The following is a 25,525-nucleotide window of genomic DNA, read 5'->3' as shown; positions in this document are numbered from 1 at the left end:
TTTTTTCGATTATAAACCGATTGTAAGATTTAAAAAATAAGTTCTTCCGTAACCGTAATAATATTTTGGTCCAAATGAAGGCGTTCCACTCCATACGTCCTGATTTAAAGCTCTAAAATTTGCATTTCGAGCCTGCTCAAAACCGCCTGTTTTGTAAACTGAATTCAAAACATTGTTGACGCTGGCAAAAAGTCCGATGTACTTTTTATGTACTCTCCAGGATTTTCCTCCGTTGATATTTAATAAAGTAACCGGATCAAATTTTTCTTGTTTTAATAATTCATTTCCTCTTTGGGATGTTGCTTCGGGGAAAGGAAATCCGTTTGCCGGATTAATGTAGAATTGTGCTGTTCTTGAAATTGGCGAAACATCCATATAATTATCAGATAAATAATTAATATTGGTTCCAAGCCACCAAAATTTCGGATCGCGATATTCTAAACCTAATGAAACTGCATTTTGAGGCGTCCCAGCTTGTTTGTAGTTTTTAAGATAGGATTTTCCGAAATCAAAAGTAGTCTGCGCTCCATCTTTTGCTGCATTTGCATCGTTGGTAATCGATACATTTGGATCGCTGTTGTAAATATAATTACCATAGGCAGCGCTTAAAGTTGTTTTAAGTGTAGCAGAAATTTGATACTCAAAACTCAATTCTGCGCCTGTATTTTTCTTATCTAATTTCGTTAAAGTCTGACTGACAAAAGCATCTGTAGCATCGTAACCGGCTCCGTTATCAAAAATTCCCTCAGCATAGAAAAAAGAAGTTTTGGATGTATTTTTAATTAAAGTATAATAAGCTGTTAAACGCAATTTCATTTTTGGAGAACGATAGACATAATTGGCTTCGGCACTGCTTATATTTTCACTTTCGATTCCGTTGACGATATTATTATTTAAGCGTGAATTAGAAAATGTATTTCGAAGTGTAGGTGCTCTCGTTAAATGTGCACCATTAAAAAACAACCATTGTTTTCCTGAAATTCTATAGGTAAATCCGCCTTTGAATCCGAAATTTTCGAAATTTACTTTCTCGCTTTTTCCTAAAGAAGTGGTTGAATAAAGTCCGTTTTGATACAATCCTTCCCTTTGATAATTTGACATTGAATACGATTGTGCCAAATAAAATTCGGTTCTGTTATACGAAAATTTAAACTGCGTAAAAGCATCAATCGTGTTGGCTAAAAAATTGTAATTATAACCGTAAATATCGCCTTCTTTTACCTTTCTGTTTGGATTTTGAAGATCAGATTGCGAAAGATCTCCTTTGTAAAACGGATCGATATCTTCAAAATATTTTCCTCCCAAAAGATCTAATAAGTATTGAAAATTATGCGATTTTAAATTGCGATACGTAACTCCTCCATCAAAAGAAATATTTGGAGTAAGCTGTGTATTTAAATTAGAATTTGCGGCAAAAGTTTGATCGTCTGTTCTGTCTTCATATAAAGCATAATGACTTTGAGCTGGTTCATAACCGTTTGGTCCCAGCGTTTGATTTGCCAGATACATGGCATTCCAATCAATTTGGGAATTGGCCAAAAATGTAACACGGCTTTTCTCTGCATTTTCATAATCCGGAGTAAATGCGCCTGAAAATTCACCTTGGTCTTTTGCGTAAAGCGAGCTGAAATAACTCGGCATTTTTCTATAATAAACCGGATCCGGGCTGTCGGCATTTTGATAATCGATAGAACTGTTACCCACTTTCCCAAATTGATACATAACGCTCGAATTGAGATTTGTTTTATCATCAATTTTAAAATAATGATTCAGCATAAAGAGCGGTTCTTCGACGGTTTTTACTCTTGCGTTTCGCTTTTCACCATTTTGGAATCCCCAGTACGAATTGTATTTTTCTCCCATCAAGTCTTTTACTTCCTGCGTATTCGGAGAATTTTTTCCTCGGGAATTTGGCGTGTAAAATCCGGTAAAATTAAGTGCGTGTTTGCTGCTTAGTTTCTTTTCAATGCTAATAAAAAAAGAATCGGCATTGAAATTTGTTCCTTCAAAATAGGCTTCGTCAGCCCATCTTTTTCCAGCAGAAATAACATAAGCCCAGCCCGAAGCGTTCATTCCGGAAGCATAAGTTCCAATCGCACGCCAGCTATAATTTGTATTACTTCCAGAAAAAGTAAGCGATCCTCCTTTTCTATACAAAGAAGCACGGGTAAAGATTTACTGGGTTCCTAAAATACCTCCAAAAGTATAATTTGAGGACGCAGTTCCTACTGAAAAATCCTGATTACGAAGTACATTATTTAAACCGCCCCAATTACTCCATTGCGGTCTGCCATCGTAAATTTTATTCATGGTCATTCCGTTTAGCATCATGGTTCCGTTTTCGCTGTCAAGACCTCGAATCCTAAATCGGGCTTGACCCCAATTAAATGCCGAAGCCTGCATAAAAGCATCTTTTGATGATTGTAAAAGACCGGAAGTCATTTCAGATGAACTATTATCATCAGATAAATCACTGTCTAATAATGTAATTAATGCAGCAGGAACTTCATCTGAATAGGTATCTTCTAATTGTAAAATCCCAAGATTAATGTTCTGTTCTAAATTAGACTGAAGTTTTAAAAGAAAATCTTTGTAACCTTGGTTTCTAAGTAAAAGGAGCTGTTCTTTTTTTGGAAATATATGAAGTTCAAATTTCCCTTCTTTTGATGTAAGCTGCATGACAGCCGTATTCTGTATTGTTACCACTACATTTTCTAACGGATTCTGTGTTCGAGCATCAATAACAATTCCTGTTACTGTAATTTCCTTTTGTGAAAAAGCAAAACTAAAAGACCATAAAATAAAAAAAACTGCGTATTTCTTAACCATTAAAAATCCAATTACTTTGAAATTTGTTTTTAGGATATTAATCCTTATTCAAAAGATAAAATTGGTTTATTGGAAAAGCATTTGTCTTAATGGTAATACAAACAAGACAGAATTCAAATGTATAAAAATATTTTAAAAGAAAATAAATTCTTACAAAAAAAATTAATTATCAACTTAAGTATAAAAAAGCAGTGAAAAATCTGTTTAATCCGTAATCCCGATAGCTATCGGGAGTGGCTAATAAACTATGATGTAGTTCTAATTTTTGAAACCATAAAAGCGATTAGAACACCAAAGATTCCGATAAAAGCAAAAGAAAACTGCAATCCAAAGTTTTGAGCGATATGACCAATTACCGGTGGTCCCATCAAAAATCCTAAGAAACTAACGCTAGAAACTATCGTTAAAGCTTCTCCCGGCGGCACTGTCGGGTTTTTTCCGGCCATGCTGTAAACGGTTGGTACAATAGTCGCAACTCCTAAACCTACTGCCATAAATGCAATAGTACACGGAATAATATATGGAAGAAAAACGGCTGTAAAAAGTCCGGCAGAAATCATAATACCACTAATTTGCATTACTCGTTCACGCCCGAATTTATTGATCATTCCGTCGCCTAAAAATCTTCCGCCAGCCATCATAATCATAAATGAAGTATAGCCTAAAATTACTAAAGGCCCTGGTGCCTGCACGATATCTTTAAAGTAAACACCACTCCAGTCAAACATTACTCCTTCGCTGGCCATGCTGCAAAAACCAATTACGCCCAGCCAGATTAAAGCGCTGTCAGGTTTTGTAAATATTTTTTTCTTTTTGGTTGTATGTTTGATTTTTTCTTTGGCTCTGATCAAAAATTTAAAATTGAAACCTACCATTAGCAATACCACAACTCCAACAATTAGAAAATGATGCAAAGGCGATAAATGTAAAGCCAGCATTCCTAATCCTACTAAGGCTCCTGTGAATCCTGCAAAGCTCCACATTCCGTGAAAAGAGGACATAATTGTTTTTTTGAAAAGTTCTTCGGTATAAACGCCTTGCGTGTTTACGGCAATATTGGCTAAGTTTCCAAATAAGCCAAACAAAAATAAACCCAATGATAATTGCAATGCTGTTGTGGCCAAACCTAAGTTGGCAAGGCATAAAACATACATAATTAAAGAGAAAACTAAAATTCGGTGGCTTCCAAATTTAGTTACCATTTTTCCTGAGAAAGGCATAATGATTAACTGCCCCATTGGCAGGGCAAAAAGTATCGAACCTAAATCTCCTTCGGTTAAATGCAAAGCTGTTTTAATATCCGGAATCCTGCTTGCCCAGGTTGCAAAACTCAATCCCATTCCAAAATAAAACATTCCAACGGCAAAACGAATTCGGTTTAAATAGGAAGCTTTGGCTTCTCTAAAAACTTTCTTGATTTTTCCTTTTGTCTGAAAAAGTTGTAATGGATTAAAATTTATCAAAATTAATGCGTTTTGGGATTATAATATAAAAGTACAAAAAACCTGCGTATTTACTTAAAGATACAAATTGTTCGGATATTTACAACGTTATATGTTTATAAATCGTATTGTTTTGGATGGAGTTTTTTATGGGTTTAGCCCACGGGTTTTACAGATTAAACGGGTTTGCGCAGATGATATTTTTGGTTTGCGTAGATTCATTTTTTATTTCACGCATAAAAAAAGACGCACTGCAGTGCGCCTCTACGTTATTTAAATTTTATCCCGTCCAGATTAAAATTAAACCAGCGTAAACCCGTTTAATCTGTAAAACCCGTGGGCAATTACTATAAATTAATCACAGTACGTTGCGCGTTACTAGCAATTGCAGCTTCAATTATCTGCATTACTTTTACGCCGTCTTGTGCGGTAACTGGTTCTGTAACGTTGTTTGTAATTGAATTGTAAACGCCGTCAAAAAACGAAAAATAATTTCCTTGAAGTGTTGGTATTTTTTCACGGATTACTTTTCCATCAATTTCTGTGTGAAGTAGTCCCTGCAAATCTTCTGATTCTGTTCCCCAAGATTCTAAATTTGGTTTCTTGCCAATTTTCAATTCATCTTCCTGAACGTCTCCGCGAGGTTTTAAGAAAGAGCCTTTTTTTCCGTGAATGGTATAAGCCGGATTTGCTTCTCTAACAAAAAAACCTGCTTTTAAACGTACTCTAAAATCTTCGTAAATCAACAATAAATCGATCCAGTCATCGACTAATGAATTTTCTCTTGTGATTCTGATATCACCAAAAACCGACTTTGGAGAACCAAATAAGCAAACGGCCTGATCGATAATATGAGGTCCTAAATCTTTTAAAACTCCGGCTCCGTCATTTGCCGTTTCTTTATGTGCTTTAGGGCTCAATAATGGGTTGTATCTGTCGAAATGAAATTCGGCTTCTACTAAATCCCCCAAAACGCCGTCATTAATTACTTTTTGAATGGTTTTAAAATCGCTGTCCCATCTTCTGTTTTGAAAAACGGCCAATTTTACTCCTTTTTCTTTGGCTATCTTTGCCAGTTCCTGCGCTTCGGCAGCTGTGGTGGTGAAAGCTTTTTCGACAACGGCATGTTTTCCGGCAAGCAGTACTTTTTTAGCATATTCGTAATGCGTTCCTACTGGCGTATTTACAATTACTAAGTCGACATCATCGGCTAATAAATCGTCTATTGAAGGATAACTTTTTACGTATGGATAATCTGCCTGAATGAGTTTTTTACTTCTTTCCCAAGATCCTAATAATTCAAAACCGGGATGAATATCCAGAAAAGGCGCATGAAAAACCTTTCCCGACATTCCGTATGATAATAGTGCTGTTTTTATTTTTTGCATGTTGTATGTTTTTTTTGCCACAGATTAATGTGATTAAAAAAGATTTTTCTTTTTGCCACTAATTTCACGAATTTACACGAATTATTTTAAGCTTTTGAACGTACTGATTTGTGTAAATTAGTGAAATTAGCGGCAACCAAAAACTAAAAAAATCACTTTAATCTGTGCAATCTGTGGCTAATAAAATTTAAATTTTAGCTCTTTCGTATTGTTTTGGCCATTGAATATCATCGTTCAATTCTTTGGCAAAATCTAAAGGCAAGTTAGGGTTTCTAAGTGATTCTCTCGCAAACAAAATTAAATCGGCTTGGTTTTTATTTAAAATTTCCTCTGCTTGTTTAGCATCGGTAATTAAACCTACAGCACCTGTAAGGATCTCTGCTTCTTTTTTAATTTTTTCTGCGAAAGGAACCTGATAACCCGGACCAATTACAATTTTTTGATGTGAAACTAATCCGCCAGACGAAACATCGATTAAGTCTACTCCTTTTTCTTTTAAGATTTTAGAAAGCTGTACAGATTCTTCCGGATTCCATCCTCCTTCTGCCCAATCTGTTGCCGAAATCCTAACGATCAATGGTAAATTTGAAGGCCATTGGGTTTGAACCGCTTCCAGAATTTCTAATGTAAATCTGATTCTGTTTTCAAAACTGCCGCCATATTCATCGGTTCTTACATTCGTTAACGGTGATAAAAACTGATGCTGTAAATAACCGTGTGCAGCGTGAATTTCCAGAACTTTATATCCCGCTTCAACGGCTCTTTTTGTTGCAGCTTTAAAATCGGCAATGACTTTTTCGATTCCGTTTTTGTCTAAAGCTTCTGGAAGAAAAGGTTCATCGTCATGATATGCGATTGCACTTGGCGCAACAGTCTGCCATCCGCCTTGAGCGAAATCTAATTTTTTATTTCCGAGCCACGGAGCCGAAACACTTGCTTTTCGTCCGGCATGTGCCAGCTGAATTCCGGGAACCGAATTTTGAGAAACAATAAATTCGTTGATTGTTTTTAGCTTTTCGATATGTTCGTCTTTCCAGATACCAAGATCTGCAGGAGAAATTCTTGCTTCTGGAGAAACGGCTGTTGCTTCCTGAATAATTAAGGCGGCGCCTCCGCTGGCACGGCTTCCTAAATGAACCAGATGCCAGTCGTTTGCAAATCCGTCAACGGCCGAATATTGGCACATTGGCGAAATAACAATTCTATTTTTTAAGGTAATGCTTTTTAAAGTTATAGGAGAAAATAATTGTGAAGCCATGTTTGTAACTTTTAATGGTTTTGAGCTACCTATTGAATAGGACAGCCTATATAAAAAGTAAAGTTACGCCATCTTGCTAAAACAAGAAATTGAAATGTTTATTAATTAACAAACATTTAAAACCTTATATATTATATTGCACTGTCAAATTAAAATAGAAACGCTACTTTTGTGCGTTAAATACGAACTAAAAATACAAAATGGATATAGTTATCAAACTCTCTCAATTTCTATTGAGTTTATCTTTACTTATTATTCTTCATGAATTAGGACATTTTATTCCTGCAAAATTGTTTAAAACAAGAGTTGAAAAATTTTACTTATTTTTTGATGTTAAATATTCGCTGTTAAAAAAGAAAATTGGCGAAACAGAATACGGTATCGGATGGTTACCGCTTGGAGGTTATGTAAAAATCTCTGGAATGATCGACGAAAGTATGGACAAAGAACAAATGGCTCTGCCTCCGCAGCCGTGGGAATTTCGTTCTAAGCCAGCTTGGCAGCGTTTAATTATTATGCTGGGCGGTGTTACAGTAAATTTTATCCTTGCGTTTATTATATATATAGGAATGGCATTTGCTTACGGTGATACGTATGTGGCTAATGCTGATTTGAAAGACGGAGTTTATATCGAGAATCCTGCAATGATTAAAGCTGGTTTTAGAACTGGTGATAAAATTGTTTCGATTGACGGTAAAAAAGTTGAAAATTTCGACAACGACATGAACATTAATGTTATCATGGCAAAGAATGTTGTAATTGAAAGAGAAGGAAAACAACAAACTATTACTATTCCTGGTGATTTTGTTGACCAATTGTCTAAATATGAAAAAGGATTGCTAATTGGTATCAGAATGCCTTTTGTTGTGGGTAAAGTTGCCGAAGATTCTGAAAATACTTCTTTAAAACCAAAAGATTTGATTGTAAACCTTAATGGTCAAAAAATTAAATATTTTGATGAAGCAAAAGTTATTTTAGAGGCTAACAAAGGAAAAACAATTTCTGCTGTTGTTTTACGCGATTTAAAAGAAACGCCTATTACGGTTAAGGTTTCTAAAGCCGGAAAACTAGGAATTGGTGTTGGTGCTTTAGGAATGGAATCTTTAGAAAAATTAGGCTACTATAAAGTAAGCACTAAAGAATATGGTTTCTTCGAATCTATTCCAGTTGGACTTGAAAAAGGAAAAGATCAATTAGTAGGTTACGGAAAACAATTGAAGATGATTTTTAATCCTGAAACAAAAGCATACAAACAAGTGGGTGGTTTTGCAGCGATTTACAACATTTTTCCAAGTTTTTGGAGCTGGGAAACTTTCTGGTCCATCACGGCTTTATTGTCGATTATGCTTGGAGTTATGAATTTATTGCCAATTCCGGCTCTTGATGGCGGTCATGTGATGTTTTTATTATATGAAATGATCAGCGGTAAAAAACCGAGCGATAAATTCCTAGAGAATGCGCAAATGGTTGGTTTTGTATTACTTATTTCACTACTACTATTTGCTAACGGAAACGACATTTACAAGGCGATTGTAGGCAAGTAAAAAAATTTGATAAAAAGAGTGAAAATGTTTTTGAGAAACTAAAAATAGTTTTATATTTGCACTCGCTAAAAAGAGCAACAACTTCCTCCTTAGCTCAGTTGGTTAGAGCATCTGACTGTTAATCAGAGGGTCCTTGGTTCGAGCCCAAGAGGGGGAGCAACTTTTTTTAGCAAACATATTTACCTTTAAGGTGATTCCTCCTTAGCTCAGTTGGTTAGAGCATCTGACTGTTAATCAGAGGGTCCTTGGTTCGAGCCCAAGAGGGGGAGCTTATTAAATACCACTTACAAATCGTAAGTGGTATTTTTTTGCTCTAATGTGAAATAAAACTGTTAAGCAGAACCCCGATAGCTATCGGGGTTGGTTCGAAGCCCAGAGGAGAAAATCAAAAATAAAACATAGAGGTTATATCATGAACGTTGTTTACATCATTTTTTCTGTCAAATTAAACCGATTTTATATTGGATTTACTTCTGATTTTGATACAAGAATGGAATTTCATAAAAATGCAGAATCACATAAATTTACCGCTAATGCCGACGATTGGAAATTGTTTCTTAAAATAGAATGCACAAGCAAAACACAAGGACTTGCAATCGAAAAGCATATTAAGAAAATGAAAAGTAAAACTTATATAGAAAATCTAATTAAGTATCCGGACATTACTTCTAAGCTCAAAGAGAAATACAAATAAAACTGTTAAACAGAGCCCCGAAAGCTTTCGGGGTTGGTTCTCCCGATAGCTATCGGGACAAGAGTGGGAGCTTAAAAAAAGACGATCATTTGATCGTCTTTTTTTGTTTATATCAGTTCCCACTTGTCATTTCTAATCAATTCCTCGCTACTTTATTGTGCTTCGCTATAGTGTTGCCTATATTTTTGCTTTCAAACAAAAGCATAGCTTCGTTTGCTTTGTCGATTTGGTTTATTCCTTTTAATGATTCAACGTATCTAAAATAATAGACTGGATCTAAATCTGGATCGAGGCTTATTAGGTCTCCGTAGTATTTTGCCGAGGCTTCGTAATCGCTTTCAAAATAATGTTTATCTGCAACTTTTTTCAGCATGTCTATAGATTTATAGCCTTTGTCTAAAACATTGGCATAGGTCTCAATAATATCTACTTTTACGAATTTTTCTGTGTATGCCGGAGCCGTTACCTCAACTTCGATGGGCTGAATGGGCTGAGCATTTGCATCGGTCAGTTCAGTTGGTAAAACTTTGCCCGCTGACCTTACTTTTTTCTTTTTATATATTGGAGTGACGGTTCTGGTATTATTAGGCCCCAGATCGTTTGTATATACCATATCGAGCTTAGAAACTTCGTACTTGGTTGTACGTTTGCCAAAAGGCATATTGATTATCTCTACAACGAGATAAGAATCGATAACAAGATCTTCTGCAGATTTGTCATCAAACTTTGAAGCTGTTTTTTTAGTGTCTGCATCAACAATGGTATAATTTGTCTGAGCAAAACTACTTATAGAAAAAACACTTGCGATAATAGTAAAATATGCTGCATACATTTTCATGATGATTTAATAAGTTTATACTACATTAAAACCCAACATAAAGTTACTGATTTTCCGACTCTTAACTTTTATTTTAACTGTAAAGTACTTGTAAAAACGATGAAGTGTGCATTTTGCTTTTTGAACTACAGCCAGCTGATTTATAATTTTAGTTTTTAATGGCAGGCTGTGCGAAAAATTGTATTTTTGCGTTATCGCGAAATAGCCGAAAATGTATCGCACAAATTCGCATTTGTAATTTACAGTACCGAAATAATTTTTCACGAATTTTTAAATATCTTTGAATTATGAGCACACTTACCAAACCCAACCATATAGGACGCAAAATAAGCCGTATTCGTGAACTTCGTGACATGAAACAAGAAGCATTGGCGTATGCTTTAGGCATGAGCCAGCAATCTATTTCGATTATTGAAAACAGCGAAACTGTTGATGAAGAAAAACTTAAAGCAATTGCCGAAGTTTTAGGCGTTTCTGCTGAAGGAATTAAAAATTTCTCCGAAGAAGCGGTTTTAAATATTATTGGAAATACTTATCAAGATAACGGCATTGTGAATGCTGGTCTTAATTATAATTGCAATTTTAACCCGCTTGACAAAGTTGTGGAGCTTTATGAGCGTTTGGTTCAGGCTGAGAAAGAGAAAGTGGAATATTTGGAGAAGTTGTTGAAGGGGAAGTAGGATTTCTTTGTGGAAATATTTCTTAATAAGAAAACTATCTTTTACAATTTAGCTTAGGTTTAAAATAATTATAAATCGTAAAATTTAAAACAATTAAATAAACCAATCTATTTCATTAAAATCCTTTAACATTTTTTTACTTGCTATTTCATTAATTGATTTGATAAAACACAAGTGTCCATATAGCCAATCATAAAATTTTATATTATTATATTTTGGAAATTCTGCTTTACGTCTTTCTAAATGGCTATTAACACCAAATTTTCTACAATAATAAATATGTTCACTGATATTTTTTCTGTATTCTTTTGAGACATTAATTCCATTTGTTGTTGTAAGACCTGTCACATATTGTCTACAACCCTTTTTCATATAATTAGTTTTTTTCTCATTTAAAAAAAAACCTTCATTTGAAATAATTTTGGTTATTAATTTTAACGAAGGTAATCTACCTTCTTTGTTAATAGAAAATGTCAAATCATCTGCATATCTTGAATAATTAAATTTCAATTTTCTAGACAAAGCTTCAAATCTATAATCCATTCTAGTTGCTAAAATATTTGAAATCATAGGACTTGTAGGTGAACCTTGAGGAAGAATTGGAGGTTTATTTTCTACCAATTCTTTTAATATCACCTTCGATTCTTCGTCGAAATCATTCCAATAACCATCCCTATGTTTTGCTGTCGTAATTTTTGCAAGGGAAAAGGCTAAATTACTTTTATACCCCATTGCATTAAACATTCCATAAACCCTTCTTTCTGTAATTGTATCATAAAACTTCAATAAATCCACCTTTAATATCACATCACTAAATTCGTGCACTTTTGCATTATCGAAAATCGAGATTTTTTCTCTGAAACCTTTGCAATTATCAGAAAGGGGATATTTTGATAATATATTTATTAAAATCCACTTTTGAATATATTTTAAATCTTTTGTAGGGGACATTATCTCTCTAAAAGAGTTATCTCTTTTTTTAAGTTTAAAATAGCTATAACGCTTATATTTATGCTGATAATCTGATCCAGAATTTTTTTTAATATCACCTATTAGAAATCTCAAATAATCTGATTGGACACCCATAATTATTGCAAGATGTTCTAAAGAAAAAACAACTGGCAAATTTTTGTTGGATAATTCTGTAGCATACAAAACACAAGAATCAATAAATTCAACCGACTTATCCTGTTCTTTTGCTATACGAATAAATTCTTCAAAGGGGAATGACATAACTAATGTTACTCTATACTTGGGTGATTAAATCTTCTTGGATAAGCTATATTAAATATTTTAGTACACTATAAATATATTCAAAATACGAAATATTTAATATAGCTTATCTAAAAATATTATCAAGTAGCTTTATAACTTCTCAATGAACTACTCTGAGAAAACCTAAAAAAGGTTAATTACTAACATTTAATTATGTCACCCTTTGAGTTTCTAAAATGTAGTAGGCAAATATACTGTTTTTTTTATTTCAAAATTTTCAGATACTTCTTTACGGATAATCTCTTTTCTTAATCTTTTTTTAATTTCAATTAATAAATTTATGCCCTCAATTTTTAAATCTTTTGATTTACTAATTAAATTTAATTTTATTGCATTTTGATAAATAAGATCTAATTCTTTCATCGTAAGACCCAACAAATGGCATATAAAAACATCATCAAATTTATCTTGCTTTAATTTTATTAATCCTATAATGGAGTGATGATCTTTCGAGTTATATTTAATATTTCTTTTTTTACCATTTGCACCCACAATCATTATATCTTTATCTTGGTCAAATAGATCTATTCCTAATCTATTATATAGCCCAATTATAAATGCAATTTCCTTCTTTTCCTCCTTTGCAATACGCATTTTAATTTCTGATTTCCGTGGATATAATGGAAACCAATTATTTTTAGCTGACCAAATAATTGGCAATGTATTGTTTGGTGTTCCAAAAAAAAATGACAAAAGAGATTCCGAACCATTATACCCATAAGGGTTTTCTTTTATTAATTTTCCGTACTTATACGACATCAATTGAATCGTACTTGTATTATTGAATGCCTTTAAAGGAGATTTTTTTTTATCAAATGTTTTATTTCTTTCTTCTGAATAAATTTTTATATCAGGAAATCTTTCAGAAATCATATCGAAAGATTCTTTCATTATCACCGCGCTTAATAAATAAACATTTGTAATTTGATTATCCTTTATCCATTTTTCAACATCCTTATCATCTTTATATTCATCACAAAATGTTTTTCCCGAACCTATAAAGTCATCAATAAAAATTATATGTTTATAATCACTAACATTATCTATAAACTTGTAATCATGTGTCAATAAAACATTCTCAAAATTCTTTTTCTTTCTTGTTTTAAATGATGCTGTATTTTTAACAATATATGTCATTATTGAACCACTTTTTCCAACTTTTCCAAAAGGAACTATTATTATGTTTTGATCGTTTTTTATGGTTTTGAAAATTTGCTTTAGCAAATCATCAAATCGGAATTGTAATTCATTAAAACTAATATATTCCAATATCTGAAGCATATCAATTGCATTATTAACATCCTTTTCTTCAAAGTTCTCTAGCCATCTAATAATTTTAGAGGATGTGACAGAATATTTTAATCTCGGTAAAAGTTGATCCACTCTTTGTAATGACTGTTTGTTTAAATTAAAAGTATGCATCATTTTTAAATTTACGTTAATAATGTAAATTTAGAAATTCTTGTTCAAAATTTTTAATTTACAAGGATAAGTTTAAAACCAAAAAAGCGCTGCAATCCAAAGATCACAGCGCTTTTTTATTTTCTTAAAAACTTTAAACTTAAACCCCTAATTTCTTAGCGATATCAGTTGGGATTCCGCCTTTGTTTACCATTAAGGCAGTCGTTTTATATTTCACGAAATTTTTGGTTACGAACAAGAAACCTTTGTAGTCGTTTGTTTCTCCCCAAGAATTTTTTACGATATAATATTCTTTTCCGGTTTGATCTTTTGCAAGACCAATAATGTGCATTCCGTGGTCGTCTGTAGTAGTGTAGTTATCAAACGCAGCCTGACGCATTTCTGGAGTAATTTCCGGTTCTGCTTTTGGTCCGTTAAACATGTCTGCTTTTTCTTCGGCAGTCATATCGTCAAATTTCTTTGTAGGAACATACGCTACACCATTTTTCCAGCTAAAGCTTTTCTCGCTCACGTCTGTTGCCCAAGCTACAGTATATCCTTTTTTCAATGCGTTGTCGATAACATCTGTCATGTCGTTTACTTTTACGTTGTAAACCTGATCAAATGACCAGTTATCCGGTACCATCATTGTCGTTTTTTGGTAGTAAGGAGATGTTGTAAACGAAGACATTTCTACATACTCGTCTGGGTTAATACCTACTACTTCTTTAGCGAAAGATTGAGGCGTGTAATTTTTTCCTTTGTAAGCGAAGTTTTCAGGCACTTTTCCTAAATAAGAATCGATAACTGCAGCATACGCTTTTTGCCAGTTTGGAGTTAATTCTCCGTTTGGATTTTTAACAACAGCAGTTAAAACGCCTTCGATAATAGCTGCCATTTCTCCAAATTTATTTTTATCAGTTCCGTAGTTTAATCCTGTATAAACCTCTCTTGGTACTGTTCCGTATTTTTTATACATATTAATTACATCGTGCAATGCACCACCGTCGCCTAAAGTAACAGCTCCGTGCATACGTACATAATTGATACCTTTTTCAACATACACGTTTCTTGCTGAGTAAATTTGAGACAACTCAACCGGCTGTTTTCCTAAACGAATCATTTCTGACTCTAAGAAAGAGTTTGTTGAATAACTCCAGCAAGTTCCTGATGAACCCTGAGATTTTACAGATGTTGTTCCTAAGTTTACTACTTCTGTAAATTTAAAGTTCTCTTTACTTTTATCACTAGCGTTTAACTTTAACGAATTTACCAAAACGTCTTGTGCAAAACAGCCGCCCATTCCAACTAAAAAAGCTGAAGCAGCGAAAACTGATTTCATGGTATTTTTATACATAATCAATGATTTAAATAGTTGACTAGTTAGTAGTCCTTAATTTATTTTTGTTACAAAAAAATTAAATATTACAGTATTTGTGCGAAGTATAACTGTTAATTTTTTCTTAATATTATTTATTATCAAAGCATTTAGTACAAAAAGCCCCAATAGAGACATCTTTAGGGGCTTTTTGTAATATAATTTAAAAGCGAACTTCTTACATAAATTTGCTATCTGAGCCAGTTGCTGCCAAAAACAACATAGTAGGCCCAATCTTCGGGGCCTTTTGCTACATCGACACCCATTCTGAGTTTAAATTTGCGTGCTATTAAGTATCTAAATCCTGTTCCGTAACTGTAAACGACTGGTTTGCTAAAGGCTTTATCCCAATCGTTAAAAGCGCTGGCCAGACCTCCATATCCCATAAGACTCCATCTTCGGTACAAATCCCATCGCAGTTCTCCTTCGGTAACAACGCTGGCTTTACCCTGATATCTGGCGGCTGGAATTCCTCTTAAATTAATGCCGGGTCTAAGGTAAAAAGGAGGAGAGCCAAGTGCTTGTTCTCCTTCGATCCTAAGACCGCCTATTAACTTTTTAGTTAAAGGATAATATCCTATGGCTGATAAATTTAATCTCCAGGCATCATAATCACTGCCCAAAGCATTATCCGACCAAAAGAAGTCAAACTGAAGCCGTGTTCCTTTATCTGGCGTAAAGATATTATCGCGCCCGTCAAACTGAATCGCCGCTCCTAATTGACTCACGGTACTATTTATATCTTTTAGTTTAGCGAAGTTGGGAAGATTGTTTAAATCCGGAAAATTAATTTTAGAATCTAATAAAAAGTATTGCGGTCCTGCGCTCCATTTTCCGTTTCGAAACTGTTTCATGACCCGGGTATAAAACACAAACGATTTAAAATTAAGGTCTATTTCTTTATCGTTTCCATTGGGCAGATTTTCATAAAAAGACATGTTTACATCGCCATAACCTGCTCCTACACGATACATTATCCTTGATTTGATAAAGCTTCCTGCTCGAAATGCACCCGCAACCCAGCTTTTATTTCCGGTATACATTCCCATCGCTCCTGTAATATCCGGATCTACGAATCTTTTCTTTCCGTTTTCATCCATAACAGGAGCGTGCTTTTTTAGAAAAATAGGTACAATTGCGCCTCCAATTCCGCCTAAAGCCGGTTCTGTAATAAGCGTTGGAACCACGATAAAACCATGTGCATAAATAATATAGTCGCTCAAATCGAAAGCTCCGTCAAGAGAATCTTTTACACTTATATGAGGTTTCTGCGCATTTATATTTTGAAAAGAAAAGAGGCTGAACACAAAAATGAAAACTATTTTTTGAAAAAGCTTTCTGTTTTTTATTGAAAAATCTGAATCTATATATCTCATTTAAATCAATTTAAATTTATGTATTCCTTTAAAAAACTTCAACTTAAACTAACCTATTTCTTTTTTTCAAAACTGAAAACATGGGCGAGTGTGAGAAAAAAAGTGTTTCCTTGAAAGCGGTTTACTGCGCCAATTTCGCCAAGCCATCGTAATCCTGCAACAGTTTTACTGCCTATATGAAAATAGTTGACCTCGGCACCTAAAGCGCCAATTCTGTCTTTATCTGGTTCAAATATGAAAATGCCATTTGGTATCTCATCGTTAGACACTTTATATTGCAGGTAATAAATCAATCCGGCATTAAGAATTGATTTTGGAGCTGTTTTCTCGGCATTCATCATATAAAATGTTTTGCCTAAACCTCCTTCAATACTTAAAATATCTCCGGTTTTTATATCAGTATCTTTCTTTTTTCCGTTTAGTTCGTAAGATGCTAAAGCTGAAAAATGAACTGTTTTTTTATCATTAAAAAATAATGTCGTTCCTGCCGAGAACTCATTCATAAACATTCCTAAACCGGCATTGTCTGATGCTCCGGCCGTAAATCTTCCGGTTGGCAGATATAAGGAATAACTAAAAACAAAATCGGCTCTTTTGTTGTGCCAGCCTAATTGTACGGGCTGTATGTACATATCTGTAAAAGCTAGTGAGTTTTTAGAATCGATTGTGTTTCCCTGGATGGTATTTGAGGCAAAAGCCACTAAAATTGTAGCGCCGTAATTGGCTCCTAATATTTTAAAATCGCTTACATAACTAGCCCCGACTCCGGTAAGAAACATGGTAAGGTCAGGATTGGCAATGGCTTTATCTCCGTCGGCATTGCGTAATGAGGAGGCGTCATATAAATAAGCCGGTACGTAAAGACTTAAAGTATTGGCTGGCGCCTGAGTTCCGGATTGTAAGCCCATTGCTCCTAAAATATGCCCGCCTTTGAGTTGTGAATGCCCTACATAAAAAATGAGCAGGAATGATATTGTAAATACTGATTTTATGGTTTGTTTTGATTTTGTATTCATGATTTCTTCTTTTAATTACAAACTATTGTATTTCAGCTTGTAGATTGTTTTAAAAAATAAGAATTGTTTTTTTCAGGACTAATCCTGATTACTCTAAAGTATTCTGAAGGAGATTTTCCGGTATGTTTAATAAACGCCCTGAAACAGGTGGTTCTGGATTTAAAACCAGAGGCCCAGGCCATTCCTTCGAGTGATAAATCTTTCCAGTCTAAATCGTTTATCTTTTCTTTAAAATATTCAATTCGTTTTAGATTGATATAATCCTGAAAGTGCAGGTTAAATTCTGAATTAATTAAACTGGAAAGGTTGTTTACCGTAATTCCGGTTTCTTCGGCAATATCACGAATCACTAAATCTTTCTTTAAAAAGAGTTTTTTTGATGCAAAAATATTTTCTAATTTAGATATATATAATTCTTTTTTTTCTGGTGTTAATTCTTTAACCATCGGCAGTGCATTTTTGGTTTCTTTCGATGTAAAAATTTCTAAGTCTTCTTCGACAAAATCCAATTCATCAATTTCATCTTCATCTAAAAAAATCTGCGGTTTAAAATACAGCCATCCTCCCGTAAAAATAAGTACAGAGGAAATCAGGACATAACAGGAATAATCTATGTTATTGACTGCATTAATTAAAAAGAAGTGCACGAAAAGTGTCGAAAATAAAAATAGAATCATGAGATTATAAACCCTAATCCAGTTTAAAATTTTTATTTTTTGAAAATGATTGTCCTTGAATTTTTTTAAGTCATAATTTAAGATCATCAGGGTCTGGCAAAAAGCATAAAACATCCAAATGCTCAGGCTCAATATAGAAAACGGACTTTTTACTTTTAGCGACAAGTAGTCTATAAAATTAAGGTCTGTATAATTTCCAATCCATACTAAAATGGTCAGCGAAAAATAAATTAAGAAAGGTAAAAAGTGAAACCAATCGTATTTTTTGAAAGCCGAACCGGAAAACAGCATGCTCCGCACATATAAAAAGGCACATGGAGCAACCAGAAAAATAAAGGATTTTGTGATCATAAAAAGATCCGGGAAATTTTTAAAAATATTTGCCGATAAATAAAAATTATAGACACTTACAACTGTAAGACTGAACAAAAACAGTCCTAAGAAAAAGGATTTTGAATAGTTTTTCTTTGAAAAAAGAACCATAAATGAAGTTGCAAAACCAACAATTGCAGCTATAAAAAAGAAAAGAGAAAGTACTATATCAACCATAATTTTAATCTTAATTATAAATAGGTGCTCGTTTTCTTTTGAATGAATATCCGAAAGAAAATATAAAAGACAGTGATGTAGAAGCTGTACTTTTCTTAACCGAAAAGCACAGCCTTACTTATAAAAAATAAGTTCTGAGTTATTTTTTTTGTACTGCTCCGGGAGGAAATCCGGCTAAGATTTTTTTAATAGAACTATTAACAAATTCTTCAGGATTATCTGGCTTACTGTCGATTTGTGCATTACCTATGCCCTGCCAAACTAATTTTTGTGTTTTTGTAGAAACTATATCAATTACCAGTGAACCATCGACATAATCATATGTATTGAAGGTTGTGTTGGCACCGCCCATCATGGCACCGCCGCCCCAATATCCGTAAGGTCTGTACATACCGCCATAACCATAAAAATCTGTATTGGCTGATACTGACGTTTTATTTTTTAGGATTGAAACTGCATTTACTTTTAAATCAGGATTTGCGCTTTCGGTAAATCCTTTGGCAATCATTTCTGCGCGAATGGCATTTGTAACACGGTCAACATTTAACTGATTTACCTGACCTTGCTGGGCTTTTAAATCGTAAACTGCAAAAGTTTTGTACTCAGCAAAATTTGCAGCATGATCGTAATCAGTAGAAACATTTACAGTTGGAGAGCAGCTGTAAATTAAACCCAATAACAGCATTGGGATGATGCGAAGATTTGTTCTTTTAATATTCATCTTGTAGAATTTAAATTAATGATTATTTGGCTTAACTTGAAATTATTAATTCTGAAAATCTTGAATGAATGATAAAGGCTTATAGGATGCGTCAACTAAACACAATAGACTATATAACAGTCTCTTAGCAAACACTCAAAGATAAATCTTTTTATTTTAATTAACTATATATAATTCGTAAATTTCTTACTTATTTTGTTTTAAGATATTTTATAACAAATTGTTATGCTTTTATTCTGTATAACTGAAGGGCTAGATTTCCGGTGCTATTGGCAGTCTTCCTTCTTTTACCGCTTCGACCATTTTGTTATAATCTGATTCGTTTTGGTCTGCATATAAAATGGAAAATTTTGAAATTGAATTGGCAAATTCATTACTGTTTCCTATATACCCTGACAATACCGAAGGATCTCCTGAGCGTGCGTGAGCTCTTGCAAGTGCCCATCCGCAGGCTTTGGCATAATCTGCCATGTTTTCCTCTTTCATGATTTCCAGTACCGGTTTTACTTTTGCATCGCGAAGCTGGCGTATATAAAAGAACCGGCCTCTGTCGTCATTTGTCCATCCTAGCAGCATATCCGACGCTGACTGCATTAGTTTTTGTCCCATTACAATTCGTTCGCCCTGATGTGTGTATTTTGCCTTGGTTTTTACATGCTGCTCCAATACACTTTGTCTTGCTTCTTTAAATTGTAAAAAAATAGGTTCGCCTGTAGCCGACATTAACAGCGTAATACCGCACAGTGTTCCCACACTTCCTACGCCTACAACTTTTACAGCAAAATCATGCATTGAATATCTGCTTAACAAAACCTGTTTGTCTTCTGGCAGCGATTCTATATATCGTTTATGAACTATTTCGGCTTCTTTTAAAATTTGATCTGCCTGATCCTCTAATGGATGATAGATTAAGGGAGGTTCGTCTTTTATTCTGGCCCGAACTCCATCGTGATAACTCATTTTTGCAAATTCTTTTTCGTGTGCTGTATATTCGGCTGCTTTTTTTATTCGTTTATGATGAAATTCTTTTATCTCTTCATCGTTTCCTAATTCAATAAGTTCTGCCAGATCAATGTCGGCATACCAAATTTGCAGTGCCGATAATTTGCTGTAATCCAGCATGTGTCTTTTGTAACTGTCTGCTGCATGCCAGGCAAATTCTTTACAGCTTTTTCTCGAAAATTTTCTCCATCTTCCTGCAATCGCAAAACTTGCCGCCAGTCGTTTTAGATCCCATTCCCATGGGCCTGGAAAAGTTTCATCAAAATCGTTTATATCAAAAACCAGTTTGCGTTCCGGAGTTGCAAATCCACCAAAGTTCATTAAATGACAATCGCCACAAAGCTGCAAATCGATTCCGGTATTAGGTGTTTGCGCCAAATCGGCCGCCATAATTGCTGCTGCGCCCCGAAAAAATGCAAAAGGCGATTCAATCATTCTTCGATATCGAATGGGCAGTAAACTTTCTATTCTTCCAATACTGGTTTTAATTAAAATTTCTATCGGATCTTCGCGATCTTCGCTAGGATTCCATTCCTGATGAGCTGAACGAGGCGTAATTTTTCTAATAGCTGTACCTTTCTGGTAACGCTCTGCTTTTGATGCTGCAGGATCAAAAGTTTTTTCGCTCGTTTCTTTTAAATCATCAGTCATAACTCCTTAATTTTGTTTCTTTTTAAAGGGCAAATCTGTCGTTAGGGTAACTCGAATCGTATGGTTCATTCTACTGAGGCCACTTTCTGTATCGGGTGATTTCCAGAAAATCTGATTCATATAACCCAATTCCATCCTAATTTCTCTGTGTTTATCTAAACTATAAGCCGTTCCTACATACAGCCTGTTCTGATCCAGATAATTTTCGTTACCGCTTGCTGCATTGGTTCTTATATGAACTTCATCATAAACAACCGCCGCCCACCGCTTCTGAAACCATAATTGATATCGTACTTGATATCGAAATGTATTTTCGAATTTGTAATAATCAAAATGATCGCTGGTACTGTTGGGATCGTCTTTTCGTCCTAACCAGCGCTGCTCCATTCTAAAACGCTGCGACCAAACTTCGTTTCCTTCTTTCCTGGCTATACGCCAAATAAATTGTTCGTATATTCTGTAATCCGGATTGTTGTAAGGCAATGAAACTTCATCATAAGGCACATCCCATTGATACGCCACACCTGCACCTAAGCGGTTTCCATTTTTAAGATAGTAACTGGCACCTACTCTGTAAAAAGACCCTTGCAGTTCTGAGACAAAATCATTTCCTTTTGAATATCCTTCCAGCAGCAAACCCCATCTTCCTTCTTCTTTAAAAGGCAGATACATTTCGTAACCTATCCAGGCTGCAAAATTCTGTGCCATTTTTTGGGCACTTAGTTTTGTACTGCAAGAAAAAGTCAATACAATTAAAGTAAATAGTGTTTTGTAAATATTGGTTTCCTTCATTTTACAATCCTGATTAGCTTTTAATTATTTAAACAACTGTACCCCTTTTCTCTCTTTATTATTTGGTTAAAAGGGGTGTTATTTTACTTCTTTAATATCATCCATTTTCCAGCTTTTATCGAAATAAGCAGTTGTTGGACCGTAAAAACGCATATAGGTAAACCAGTGTTTTCCCGGTAAAGTCTGCACCCAGTTTTTCTCTTTTCCGGTTGGAGCCTTTGGTCCAAAATAAAGATCAACTGATCCATCGGTATTTTTTATTAAATCCTTACGGGATGATAAATCTGCATTTTTTTGAGGATTGTCAATCAAACAGCGTGTTGCAGAATCATAAATTGTAATCGACCAGAAATTTACTGCCGGAGGATTTGCCGGTACATTTAATGTATAATTTTTTCCTCCGTCTAACCAGTTTCCTTCATTATCATAATATGATCCCAGATAAGCCTGACCCAAATTTGGTATTTTGGTAATCATAGCTTTTGAATAAGTTACGGCTTCGTAGAAATAAGAAGTTCTCTCGAAGAATTCGTCATAATTAGCAGCATGCTGCGACGGGTCTTTAATGATCATAACATAATCCCATTTTTTATCCGGCCAGTGTTTTACATCTTTAAATCGTTTGCTGAACGAATTGGCCATTGCCATTTGCTGCCCTTTCTCTGCAGCTGCAATTAAAATTTTCTTCTGACGTTCATCCGGAGCAAATGCTTTTCCTCTTTCTATACCTAAATTTCTAAGCCATGCCATAAAAAAACGATCTCGATCTTCTACGGGTTCATTTTGTAAAATAGCATGAAGTCTTTCCCAATATGCAATACCGCTTGGCTGAATTCCCAGCCATTTTTTTCCAGCCGGAGGACTAACAACTTTTGTAGGTCCTGGATTTGCTCTTTGTGCATACGGATAAATTTTTACTTGTTTTAAAAGTATCTCTGTAGTTTTAGGATCTGGATCTAATGCTCTAAAACCGAAAAACATATTTACGGTATTACAAGGCACTATAAAATAACCCTCTGCCTTAAAATCTTTTAATGTTGGCGGTACCAAAATATATTTTCCGCCTTTTCCTTTATCTGGTCCCATTTCTCCAATTACGGCCTGTTCGCGCTGCCAAAAATCTGCCAGTCCTCCTGCGGTATGTCCAGCCGGCATTTCTATTACCGTTGGCCCGTTTGCGGCAAGATCAATAAATGTCATGATATAAGGAGTTGTTGCGTTGGCTGTTAAAATTCCTAAGCGATCGTCGTATGAATTGTAAAGAACAAGATCGTTGCTTGTTGCTTTAAAGGTTTTATAATGTTGTTGTTGCCATTCGGCGAAAGCTACAATTGGAAGTCCCCACAAATAACATTGTGTTGCCTGCTGAAAATCCATTTCGTCAAATAAAACAGGAATAGATTCTTTTGAAGGCAGTTCGCCATTCATTTTAACTTCTGTTCCGGATGATGAAACTGAAGTTGATGCAGTATTAGTAACTTCCGTTTTTTTGCATCCAATAAGGAATATCAAAGTAGAAACTGTTAGAATAATAATTGATTTATTTTTCATAGTGATGTAATTATTATGAGTTCTTAAAACTTAAAAATCTAATTCGCTTTTTTACTAAAAGCCTTTTATTTTACTTCAATCACATCTCCCATTTTCCAGGTTTTATCAAAAAATCCTTTTTCAGGTCCATAAAAACGAGCCAATAATTCAAACTTCCTTTTTGGATCTGTAGGAACCCAATTTGATTCTTTACCTGCCGGAGCTTTGGCACCAAAATAAATATCAACCGAACCATCACTGTTTTTTTGAAGTCCCGGCGAAGTTGAAGCCCGGCTAAAATATTTCATGTCTTTAATCAAAGCATGAGTTTCTCTATCATAGGCTGTTACGGACCAGTATAATTTTACAGGAACATTTGCAACTAAATGCAATTGATATAATTTTGAGCCGTCAAATTCCTGACCTTTATCATCTTTAATTGTCATTAAATAAAATTGCCCTGTTCCTAAGTGTTTTGCACTAAAATAGGCCATCGAATAACTAATTGCTCTCTCGCTTACAGGATAAATATTAGGAACGGAATAATTTGCCATAATAGCTTTTACTACATCCTGAGAGGCTGGCAATGCCCAATTTGTTCCATCGTAAAAAGGCGGCTTAAAAATGGCCTCATATTTATCATCTAAAAATTGGTGAGCATCTTTTATAGCTGCATTAAGTATTTCTTTTTTTCTGGCATCTGCCTCAAATGGTTTTCCTTTTTCGATGCCAATTGTTTTAAGAAAATCAACCATAACCAAATCTCGCGCTAACCAAGGTTCGCGTTGTACAAACTGGTTTAGAATTTCATAAAAATGAAAATTATATGGAATTGTATTACTGAAAGGGACTTCCAGCAAATCAATAAATTTTGTTGCAGGTGGATTTGATGCTTGAGAATAGGAATAAATTTTAATTCGTTTTCCATAATCAACAGCTCTTTTCAAATCATTTGGGCTTCCATCCGTAAGATTTGAACGAAGTATTGCAAAACCCGTATAAGTAGACGAAGGCATTGGAATATAACCTGACGGCACTTTATCTTTAAAATCTGGAGGCAGAATTAAATATTTCCCTCCTTTTCCTTTGTCTACACCAGCTGGTCCAATATCTTCTATTGCGGTCTGCCAGCCATCATCTAAACTTCCTGTTAAAGAAGAATTTCCTTCGGCAGGAGGAATTTCTAATACAACTGGTCCTTTTCTAGTATCATATAAAGGATTTATATAAATAACATCTGGATTGGGTGTGAGGGTTTGGTTTTTTGAATTTATTAATCCAGACCAATAAATAATCTCATTAAAATTACCTTTTGCATTAACCAGACTTTCATTGAGTAATTCAAAATTAACTGCTGGTATCCCCCAGATTACTGCTTCAACTGCACGATTATAGATTATTTGTTCTTCGATATTTGCAGGTTCAAATTTAGATACTTGTGTACTATCTGTACTGTCTGCTGTTTCATTTTTTGTTGTCGATTTTGTGCACGACATCAAAAAAAGAATCACTGCGACTGCTAAAATTTTTGATTTCATAATCTTAATTTTTTATTGAGAAGTTAATTTAGAATCTGCTTTACGATCCCGGAAACACAAAAGCCAATACCGCTCTCAAGCCCCAATCTGGTCGTTGATCGCGCGGTCCTACAATTGGAATTAAAGGCATAATGGCAAACTGAACCGCCTGATTTCCTAGTTTTGAAATTGCTCCTATATTGGGACTAAGGGTTATTAAGGTTGTATTACCTTCCCAGTTTTGTGTAATTTCTGAAGTTACGCCTAAAGTAGCACCGCTTTTATAACTATGTGTCAGGAATATTTGGGTGTAAAACTGATTAAAATCGGCGCGATCTTCATTTCCTGCAACAGACCAAATTTGATTGGCTATAAAACCTACCGAAAGTCCTTTTCCCTGATGCATTACTAATGCACTTGGTCCTACTCCAAACTTTTCTGTTCCTAATAATTTATCTGTAGCAGTTGGTACTAAAAAAGCAGGTCCAAATCCTAAAATAAGTCCTTTTGTTTTAGGCGCAAAAAAGGCCGTTACTGTTGCATCACTTAATCCGAATTGATGGGTATTTTCTCCTGTTATATCTCTTTGATCTACAACAGGAAGAATATAACGCGTAATTAAATTTAGATTATCTGTTAATTTAAACGGAATAACAGGCTGTACATTAATGGTGTATTTTGACCCGTTAAATGGCCCTATTCCGTAATTAAGGTTGTTTTGCAAAGGAACGCTGATAAGACTGGCAACCGGATTGGCCAATTTATCTGCCAGTTCCTGCGCGCTAGATCCTGGTTTTGGAGCCGCTTCCTGAGCGAAAACTGCAAAATTCAAAATAAAAAAGACTACAGTAAACCGTAATTTTATGTCGATAGAAAAGACTTTGCGTTTCATAATAATCCAATTTTAAGATTTTAATTGTTTCCAAAATCAAAACGAAACAACTTATGGCCTGCAAAAGTCATCTCA

At 34.5% G+C, this 25,525-nt stretch carries 21 protein-coding genes and 2 tRNA genes; 5 read left to right on the top strand and 18 right to left on the bottom strand.

Features of this window, described 5'->3' with window-relative positions; translation table 11 throughout:
* Positions 1-9 precede the first annotated feature (9 nt).
* From AC1RRQ_RS15620 to AC1RRQ_RS15600, 5 genes are all read right to left on the bottom strand, one after another.
* Positions 10-2,157, bottom strand: coding sequence for a TonB-dependent receptor (locus AC1RRQ_RS15620; RefSeq protein WP_493023962.1), 2,148 nt, complete (start codon positions 2,155-2,157; stop codon positions 10-12).
* A gap of 18 nt (positions 2,158-2,175) precedes the next feature.
* Positions 2,176-2,829 carry a carboxypeptidase-like regulatory domain-containing protein gene (locus AC1RRQ_RS15615; RefSeq protein ID WP_493023960.1) on the bottom strand — a complete coding sequence of 218 codons (654 nt, stop codon included), beginning with the start codon at positions 2,827-2,829 and terminating at the stop codon, positions 2,176-2,178.
* A 245-nt stretch (positions 2,830-3,074) separates the two neighbouring features.
* A complete protein-coding gene (locus tag AC1RRQ_RS15610) occupies positions 3,075-4,292 on the bottom strand; it encodes an MFS transporter (RefSeq protein WP_493023958.1) in 1,218 nt (405 codons plus the stop codon).
* Between the two features lie 326 nt (positions 4,293-4,618).
* Positions 4,619-5,659, bottom strand: coding sequence for a Gfo/Idh/MocA family oxidoreductase (locus AC1RRQ_RS15605; protein ID WP_493023957.1), 1,041 nt, complete (start codon positions 5,657-5,659; stop codon positions 4,619-4,621).
* 187 nt (positions 5,660-5,846) lie between these two features.
* Complete coding sequence (locus AC1RRQ_RS15600; RefSeq protein WP_493023956.1) at positions 5,847-6,917, bottom strand: NADH:flavin oxidoreductase/NADH oxidase; 1,071 nt, start codon at positions 6,915-6,917, stop codon at positions 5,847-5,849.
* Positions 6,918-7,117: 200 nt separating this feature from the next.
* Here AC1RRQ_RS15600 and rseP point away from each other — a divergent pair, with 200 nt between their 5' ends.
* The 4 genes from rseP to AC1RRQ_RS15580 all read left to right on the top strand — a co-directional run bounded on the left by rseP (position 7,118) and on the right by AC1RRQ_RS15580 (position 9,155).
* Complete coding sequence (gene rseP, locus AC1RRQ_RS15595; RefSeq protein WP_493023955.1) at positions 7,118-8,461, top strand: RIP metalloprotease RseP; 1,344 nt, start codon at positions 7,118-7,120, stop codon at positions 8,459-8,461.
* A gap of 83 nt (positions 8,462-8,544) precedes the next feature.
* Positions 8,545-8,618, top strand: a tRNA-Asn gene (locus AC1RRQ_RS15590).
* 38 nt (positions 8,619-8,656) lie between these two features.
* Positions 8,657-8,730, top strand: a tRNA-Asn gene (locus tag AC1RRQ_RS15585).
* Positions 8,731-8,873: 143 nt separating this feature from the next.
* Positions 8,874-9,155 (top strand): GIY-YIG nuclease family protein, encoded by a 282-nt coding sequence (locus AC1RRQ_RS15580; RefSeq protein ID WP_493023953.1) that lies wholly within the window; start codon positions 8,874-8,876, stop codon positions 9,153-9,155.
* Positions 9,156-9,291: 136 nt separating this feature from the next.
* On the opposite strand, the gene AC1RRQ_RS15575 is transcribed toward AC1RRQ_RS15580, so the two are convergent.
* Complete coding sequence (locus AC1RRQ_RS15575) at positions 9,292-9,987, bottom strand: hypothetical protein (RefSeq protein ID WP_493023952.1); 696 nt, start codon at positions 9,985-9,987, stop codon at positions 9,292-9,294.
* Positions 9,988-10,280: 293 nt separating this feature from the next.
* Between AC1RRQ_RS15575 and AC1RRQ_RS15570 the strand changes: the two genes are divergently transcribed.
* A complete protein-coding gene (locus tag AC1RRQ_RS15570) occupies positions 10,281-10,673 on the top strand; it encodes a helix-turn-helix domain-containing protein (protein WP_493023951.1) in 393 nt (130 codons plus the stop codon).
* Between the two features lie 93 nt (positions 10,674-10,766).
* Here AC1RRQ_RS15570 and AC1RRQ_RS15565 read toward each other — a convergent pair whose 3' ends face one another.
* From AC1RRQ_RS15565 to AC1RRQ_RS15510, 12 genes are all read right to left on the bottom strand, one after another.
* Positions 10,767-11,906, bottom strand: a complete 1,140-nt coding sequence (locus AC1RRQ_RS15565) for a reverse transcriptase family protein (RefSeq protein ID WP_493023950.1) — start codon at positions 11,904-11,906, stop codon at positions 10,767-10,769.
* Positions 11,907-12,119: 213 nt separating this feature from the next.
* Positions 12,120-13,373: a phosphoribosyltransferase gene (locus tag AC1RRQ_RS15560; RefSeq protein WP_493023949.1), complete on the bottom strand. Its 1,254-nt coding sequence runs from the start codon at positions 13,371-13,373 to the stop codon at positions 12,120-12,122.
* A 136-nt stretch (positions 13,374-13,509) separates the two neighbouring features.
* Complete coding sequence (locus AC1RRQ_RS15555; RefSeq protein ID WP_493023947.1) at positions 13,510-14,706, bottom strand: C1 family peptidase; 1,197 nt, start codon at positions 14,704-14,706, stop codon at positions 13,510-13,512.
* 212 nt (positions 14,707-14,918) lie between these two features.
* Positions 14,919-16,103, bottom strand: a complete 1,185-nt coding sequence (locus tag AC1RRQ_RS15550) for a BamA/TamA family outer membrane protein (protein ID WP_493023946.1) — start codon at positions 16,101-16,103, stop codon at positions 14,919-14,921.
* A gap of 53 nt (positions 16,104-16,156) precedes the next feature.
* Positions 16,157-17,119 (bottom strand): SphA family protein, encoded by a 963-nt coding sequence (locus AC1RRQ_RS15545; protein ID WP_493023944.1) that lies wholly within the window; start codon positions 17,117-17,119, stop codon positions 16,157-16,159.
* Positions 17,120-17,151: 32 nt separating this feature from the next.
* Positions 17,152-18,345, bottom strand: a complete 1,194-nt coding sequence (locus tag AC1RRQ_RS15540; RefSeq protein WP_493023943.1) for a helix-turn-helix domain-containing protein — start codon at positions 18,343-18,345, stop codon at positions 17,152-17,154.
* 139 nt (positions 18,346-18,484) lie between these two features.
* Complete coding sequence (locus AC1RRQ_RS15535; RefSeq protein WP_493023942.1) at positions 18,485-19,066, bottom strand: DUF4136 domain-containing protein; 582 nt, start codon at positions 19,064-19,066, stop codon at positions 18,485-18,487.
* A 252-nt stretch (positions 19,067-19,318) separates the two neighbouring features.
* The gene (locus AC1RRQ_RS15530; protein ID WP_493023941.1) at positions 19,319-20,719 is read right to left on the bottom strand and encodes a DUF2252 domain-containing protein; all 1,401 of its coding nucleotides are present in this window, start codon (positions 20,717-20,719) and stop codon (positions 19,319-19,321) included.
* A 6-nt stretch (positions 20,720-20,725) separates the two neighbouring features.
* Positions 20,726-21,511: a DUF2490 domain-containing protein gene (locus AC1RRQ_RS15525; protein ID WP_493023940.1), complete on the bottom strand. Its 786-nt coding sequence runs from the start codon at positions 21,509-21,511 to the stop codon at positions 20,726-20,728.
* 78 nt (positions 21,512-21,589) lie between these two features.
* On the bottom strand, positions 21,590-23,062 hold the full coding sequence (locus AC1RRQ_RS15520) for a DUF1254 domain-containing protein (RefSeq protein WP_493023939.1): 1,473 nt from the start codon (positions 23,060-23,062) through the stop codon (positions 21,590-21,592).
* Positions 23,063-23,127: 65 nt separating this feature from the next.
* A complete protein-coding gene (locus tag AC1RRQ_RS15515) occupies positions 23,128-24,579 on the bottom strand; it encodes a DUF1254 domain-containing protein (RefSeq protein ID WP_493023938.1) in 1,452 nt (483 codons plus the stop codon).
* A gap of 40 nt (positions 24,580-24,619) precedes the next feature.
* A complete protein-coding gene (locus AC1RRQ_RS15510) occupies positions 24,620-25,450 on the bottom strand; it encodes a hypothetical protein (protein WP_493023937.1) in 831 nt (276 codons plus the stop codon).
* Positions 25,451-25,525 lie beyond the last annotated feature (75 nt).

The organism is Flavobacterium sp. GW821-FHT12A05, from assembly GCF_058807735.1.
The sequence above is the reverse complement of the archived record's forward strand: the minus strand, read 5'-3'. Positions and strand labels throughout refer to the sequence as shown.

Coding starts and splice junctions, on each gene's coding strand:
- AC1RRQ_RS15565 (WP_493023950.1), bottom strand. CDS start 11,906: ATGTCATTCCCCTTTGAAGAATTTATTCGTATAGCAAAAGAACAGGAT.
- rseP (WP_493023955.1), top strand. CDS start 7,118: ATGGATATAGTTATCAAACTCTCTCAATTTCTATTGAGTTTATCTTTA.
- AC1RRQ_RS15520 (WP_493023939.1), bottom strand. CDS start 23,062: ATGAAAAATAAATCAATTATTATTCTAACAGTTTCTACTTTGATATTC.
- AC1RRQ_RS15530 (WP_493023941.1), bottom strand. CDS start 20,719: ATGACTGATGATTTAAAAGAAACGAGCGAAAAAACTTTTGATCCTGCA.
- AC1RRQ_RS15555 (WP_493023947.1), bottom strand. CDS start 14,706: ATGTATAAAAATACCATGAAATCAGTTTTCGCTGCTTCAGCTTTTTTA.
- AC1RRQ_RS15560 (WP_493023949.1), bottom strand. CDS start 13,373: ATGATGCATACTTTTAATTTAAACAAACAGTCATTACAAAGAGTGGAT.
- AC1RRQ_RS15615 (WP_493023960.1), bottom strand. CDS start 2,829: ATGGTTAAGAAATACGCAGTTTTTTTTATTTTATGGTCTTTTAGTTTT.
- AC1RRQ_RS15545 (WP_493023944.1), bottom strand. CDS start 17,119: ATGAATACAAAATCAAAACAAACCATAAAATCAGTATTTACAATATCA.
- AC1RRQ_RS15580 (WP_493023953.1), top strand. CDS start 8,874: ATGAACGTTGTTTACATCATTTTTTCTGTCAAATTAAACCGATTTTAT.
- AC1RRQ_RS15575 (WP_493023952.1), bottom strand. CDS start 9,987: ATGTATGCAGCATATTTTACTATTATCGCAAGTGTTTTTTCTATAAGT.
- AC1RRQ_RS15510 (WP_493023937.1), bottom strand. CDS start 25,450: ATGAAACGCAAAGTCTTTTCTATCGACATAAAATTACGGTTTACTGTA.
- AC1RRQ_RS15540 (WP_493023943.1), bottom strand. CDS start 18,345: ATGGTTGATATAGTACTTTCTCTTTTCTTTTTTATAGCTGCAATTGTT.
- AC1RRQ_RS15570 (WP_493023951.1), top strand. CDS start 10,281: ATGAGCACACTTACCAAACCCAACCATATAGGACGCAAAATAAGCCGT.
- AC1RRQ_RS15535 (WP_493023942.1), bottom strand. CDS start 19,066: ATGAATATTAAAAGAACAAATCTTCGCATCATCCCAATGCTGTTATTG.
- AC1RRQ_RS15550 (WP_493023946.1), bottom strand. CDS start 16,103: ATGAGATATATAGATTCAGATTTTTCAATAAAAAACAGAAAGCTTTTT.
- AC1RRQ_RS15515 (WP_493023938.1), bottom strand. CDS start 24,579: ATGAAATCAAAAATTTTAGCAGTCGCAGTGATTCTTTTTTTGATGTCG.
- AC1RRQ_RS15525 (WP_493023940.1), bottom strand. CDS start 21,511: ATGAAGGAAACCAATATTTACAAAACACTATTTACTTTAATTGTATTG.
- AC1RRQ_RS15600 (WP_493023956.1), bottom strand. CDS start 6,917: ATGGCTTCACAATTATTTTCTCCTATAACTTTAAAAAGCATTACCTTA.
- AC1RRQ_RS15605 (WP_493023957.1), bottom strand. CDS start 5,659: ATGCAAAAAATAAAAACAGCACTATTATCATACGGAATGTCGGGAAAG.